Source organism: Pseudopontixanthobacter vadosimaris (assembly GCF_012979275.1).
Classification (GTDB): domain Bacteria; phylum Pseudomonadota; class Alphaproteobacteria; order Sphingomonadales; family Sphingomonadaceae; genus Pseudopontixanthobacter; species Pseudopontixanthobacter vadosimaris.
This window is the reverse complement of the sequence record NZ_JABASZ010000033.1, coordinates 1-4,749: the sequence shown is the minus strand read 5'-3', so window position 1 is coordinate 4,749 and position 4,749 is coordinate 1. Positions and strand designations below refer to the sequence as shown.

The 4,749-nt window shown below is 56.7% G+C and carries 4 protein-coding genes; all 4 read left to right on the top strand.

Going from position 1 to position 4,749, the window contains the following annotated elements:
- Positions 1-176 precede the first annotated feature (176 nt).
- The gene (locus HG250_RS07860; protein ID WP_170004447.1) at positions 177-506 is read left to right on the top strand and encodes a hypothetical protein; all 330 of its coding nucleotides are present in this window, start codon (positions 177-179) and stop codon (positions 504-506) included.
- Positions 503-3,565, top strand: coding sequence for a relaxase/mobilization nuclease domain-containing protein (locus tag HG250_RS07855; RefSeq protein ID WP_170004445.1), 3,063 nt, complete (start codon positions 503-505; stop codon positions 3,563-3,565). The genes HG250_RS07860 and HG250_RS07855 overlap by 4 nt, the downstream gene beginning before the upstream one ends.
- A 359-nt stretch (positions 3,566-3,924) precedes the next feature.
- The gene (locus HG250_RS07850; RefSeq protein WP_170004443.1) at positions 3,925-4,446 is read left to right on the top strand and encodes a hypothetical protein; all 522 of its coding nucleotides are present in this window, start codon (positions 3,925-3,927) and stop codon (positions 4,444-4,446) included.
- A partial coding sequence (locus HG250_RS12830) for a hypothetical protein (protein WP_205763576.1) occupies positions 4,447-4,749 on the top strand: 303 nt, incomplete at its 3' end. It abuts the gene before it with no gap.

Genomic DNA, 4,749 nt, shown 5'->3' with positions numbered 1-4,749 from the left:
GGTAGCAGTGGGCCGATCAAAGCCCACTCGTCACCCGACACACCAACCCGCTCACCCAATGCTGCCTCCAAAAGGTAGCCTTGAATCAGCGGTCGAGTCTCAGGTCAAGCTTTGTCCACGAAGCCTAATGACCCCTGCTCGGCGCTACGCTTCTCGCACTGGGTCGGGGCGGCCCGATGAGCCGCAGGAGGCGTAGCGCCACCGGACGCGGCAGGCTCTCAGTCGATGTCGGCGAGATGAAGCCAGGTATTTTAGAGACTGCCGAGGAGCTAGGAGTAACGGCGTCGGAATTCACACGCGAAGCTTTACGGGACTACTATCAGCACAAGGGCGGCGTCAGTGGTGTGAGCCTCGCCTACCATCGCCTCTACCTTTCGAATCTCGGCGAGAAATTTCAAAAATTACGGGCCGATCCAACTGACCCATCAGCTTGGGCGGACTTTCAGTGGGCTTTCGACGTAGCCCAATGGGACGCCGCCTACCTCGAACGCCGGAATTCCCAGTGACCAGCGATACGTCCGGTTTGGTTGTCAAGGAAGTGACCTCGCGACGTGATCTTGCCGATTACTTCACGTCGTTCACTGCCGGTGATGTCAGCCACCACGCAATGTTGGCGCACTATGTAGGAGAGGAGGGGCACGGTCGCGCTGCAGCGTTCTTTGCCCTGAACTGTGCTGCCAAATGGAAGCCGGCGCTGCTGGCCGAGTTCCGGCATGAGCAGCAACGCAAAGCCCGGCGAGGCAAAGGCCGGAGCGCCTATCACTTCGTCATCAGCCGCCGTGGAAGGACTGATCCGAAGATCCTTATGGCCATGGCGAAAAGGCTTCTTACGCTCGCTGGCCTCGATAAGCAGAAGGCTTTAATTGCCGTCCACACCGATACGGATGACAACCATGTCCATATCGCGGTTTCCGCTCTGAATGATCAAAGGCGCCAAATCATTCTCGAACGGGGCTACAGCAAAGTCCTTCTGGCCCACGTCAACGCCCGGCTATGTCACGAATTCGGATATAAGCCGGAAGCCGGTTTGGGTTTCTATGCCACCGATGACGGTGTTTACCGCACCGAAGATAATGCCAAGCTTCGTGATGCAAACTTCTGCAAGATCACCAATGACCTGCGCAAGCAGCCAGCCCTCACCGCCCGTGCCGCGGCATTCGAGCGCGAGACGGGCTTACCGTCACCACAGCGCCGCATACGAAAATCCTTCGATCGGGCTATGGGCGCACAATCGTTGGAGATGTTCGCGGCCGAATTAGCCGTCGACGGCATTACCTATTCATTGGAAGGAAGCGGCGCGACGATCGCGCTGCATGAAGAGGGGTTCAAAGCCAGCCGCATAGCTCGTAGCGCCTCACCTGCCTTTCACGGTCAGCGAGGCGTCGAAGCGTTCAAAGCCAGCCGCATAGCTCGTAGCGCCTCGCCCAAGAGGATCGCCGCACACTTTGGCGTGGAGCATATGACCGCGCCTGAAGCGCAACGTCTCGGCATGACGACGTGCGCTGGTTTCTACAGGAAAGACGAAGCTGGAGTTCTTCAGCCTGTACGGCTTGCTAAAGCCGAATCCGTTACAGGCGATGAGGTATTGCCGATGCCGGGGGCTGTAACACAGTATCGCAAGCACCAAGCCGATGAGCGTCTGGAGCGCACCATCCCGGAGGCCACAAAAGCTCAGGCCGACCCGCTACGTGATCGGATCGACTTCCTCCGTGCTCGTCCCACACCTGTTCGAAACTGGCAATGCGAGCGATTGGAACGCGCCCTGCATTACTCCGCGGGGCGACGGGGTAGGCCACCGCGCGCGCAACCCGGTTTAAACGATCCGAAAATGCCGGACGTAGAACTGCGCCGCGATAGTGCGATCATCCTTGGCCCAACTCGCCACACCCGCTGGAATGGTCCTCCGATCTGGAGTGATGTCAGGGTCAAGAAGAAGGGCGCATTGTGGCATGTGACACGTGGCCTGCAGCCGGTTGCGACTTTCGGACCAGGAATGATCGTCGTTCATCAAGCGACACCGGACGACAAGGAGCAGATAATCAAGCTCGCTAAGCTCGATTTCGCCTCCGACATTCAAACGCACTGCAAACCCGCAGATCGACGATCATGGGTCCGGGCAGCCCAGTCATGCGATGTAGTGTTGGGCAATATCGAGCTGGCGAAGGCCCAGACCAGCTTGGTAAAAGAGAGGCAGCTGCGCCTAAAGAACCTCGCGGATCGTCTCACGGCACAGAGCCATCGGTTTATGAAAGCTGGCAAGAACGTCCTTGGCCTGACGACCGACGCCTTGAAGGAAGTGGTTCCAATGCTTGATAAGGCACACGCCCGTGGCCGAGAGCGAGCTCATGCGTTGTCGGGGCGGCTGTCGGTGCAGCGCGAGCTAATCCAGCACGGGTTGGCACAGGAGCTCCTAGAGCAACGCAAGCATGAGGCTACAGCGCTGCACCAGCCGCAATTGCGTACAGCCCTTGCTCCCAAAAATATGTCCGCCGGTGTCGTGCCACCGTTGCGGGCACACGTAAGAACGACACCACCTGAGTCCGTAACATTAGCGTCGCGTCAACCGGCGGAATGGATTTCAACAATTGCCGAAGACGGGACTCTGACTTGGGTTTTTCCTGTCAGTGCAAGGTCTACCCATCAAAGCCAAGACGAACAAAAATGCGATCTTGAAAAGCCCTTGCAATCACATCAGGTAGATTCGTCACCTCCGCTTATTTTTTCGATGCCTAAAATCGATCCCTTGTCTGTTCCTAATACACAGCAACCGAACGAAAAGCAGCCAGACAACGCATCCGCTTCGGCTCCAGATACCAATGAAAGCAGCCTGCCTTACGTAGGGCCTCCACCGCCTGAGCGGAAAACCGCTGTGGCGGAAGCCATCCAGTTAATTCAGCAGTGCGATGCCATTCCCTCCCTAGAAGGTGAACAGCTGTACTTCAGGCTTCTTGGTTCTGACGACTGGAAAGCCGTACCCATTCCAGCCGACTCTCGCGCTGCCGTAGAAAAAACCTGTACGGTGTTCGAACAGCGTGCCGTCGCAGTCATAGACGCCATCGCGGATGGCAAAGTTTCTATTCAGGACAACGGCCTGCTTGAATACCATTCGCGCGTTAGCCGTCAAATCTTGGCCGACCTGCGTAAGCTTACTTCCGATGCGCAATCGCTGAAGGTCTTACGCTTGGCCACCGATGGTCAAACTATGAAAATGCCGCCCAAAATTGCGCAAAACGCGAAACCGCCGCAATTGCTCTCCGGGCTCACGGCTATCGCACTTCAAAAGGCGATTAAAGAAGCGTCGTCCGAAAGAAAGGCGAAGGTGGCCCAACACGCTGGTCCGGTCGTAGCAAGAGCCGATGTTGGTCAAGCCGAGGATCTATTACAAATCCCCCTTCCTGTCAGTAATCGTCGGAGCGACGACCTTATTTTGCGCGTTGCCCGCCAAGCCGCTCGAAAACGCGACTTCGATCTGAGAGACTATGCCGTTCTAAAACCGATTTTCCGGTCTGAAAAGCAATTAACGCCCCGCGAACCCATTCCAAATCAATTACAAGGAGGGATTTAAAATGGTCGATGATTCTCTAGCAAAACTTGTGGGAACACGTAGCGAATACATATCTCCGTCATTAAGCCTTCTGGCACCGAACGATCGCCCCCAAACGCTATGTGTCTTCTGCCCTCTCAGCAGATGGTATAAAAGAACGCATTGGGAATGTTTTTGTTCTGAATTCAAATCCCTGATGTTCGACGGTAGTCCGCTGATTGGACCCGTGTACGCGTGTGATGCTCGCGAAATCGAAGTTGTTCGCCTGAACGCGGAGCAAGAGAAGGAATAAATCGGAAGATGAAGCGGGACGGTGATCCGTCCAGATGAGGGGAAAAGGTCCTTCTCGCGGGTGACGGGTCACCACGAAGGACTAAAAAATGAAGAATGAACACCCTCACGCGACGCTTCACCGCATGATGGCGGCGGGGCTTGCGAGGCTGATGCAGCTTCCCCCGCCTGGTAGTAACACTCGCTTCACCGTGGCTTCGGCAACGATTGATGAAGGCGATCAGGCCATTGAGCAGCTGATGCGCTCGGTGACGGTATCCAAGGTTGATCTGCTCCTGGCGGTCATCGAGCGGCGTCACGATAGCACTACCGCTCATCGGCTGGTGCTGATCACCAGCACTGGCAACGTCACCCGCACCGTTGAAGTTGACCCTGTCTATATTGGCCAAGGGCAATCAGCGATCCTCGTGGCCGCAGATCGACGCGAGGCATGGCGGCATCGGTCGGGAAGCCTTACCCCCGTCGAAGTCCCGCCGGACCACGTCGTTGCCCGCGGCATCGAGGCTGCGATCGCGAATATCGATCACCTCATGGCCAGCGCAGCGCCCGTTGCTGACCAGCTGAAGGTCCACGAGCTCGCTTCTTATCGCAAGGCAAGCAACGTCTGCTGATTGTCAGCGCAACTCATCCCGAAATCCCACACGGCGGCTACCTCGATGGTGCCGCCATTTTCTTGGAAAAATCAAATGAAGAACCACCGAAAGGCGGCCGTAACCACCTGCGCGCTCGCCATTATCCGCACCACCACCGAATTCGCCCCAAGCAGTCTGAGGTGGTCCCGGAAATCTGGACAGGTTGGCGGCGAAGTTAAGCTAATCCTTGATGTGATTATGCCGCCGTTCTGGTCATCAGATCATGGGGGGCATGCCCCCCATGATCTGAAGCGTCGATCCACCTATATGCCTCTGCCGGGG

Coding starts and splice junctions, on each gene's coding strand:
- HG250_RS07860 (WP_170004447.1), top strand. CDS start 177: ATGAGCCGCAGGAGGCGTAGCGCCACCGGACGCGGCAGGCTCTCAGTC.
- HG250_RS07850 (WP_170004443.1), top strand. CDS start 3,925: ATGAAGAATGAACACCCTCACGCGACGCTTCACCGCATGATGGCGGCG.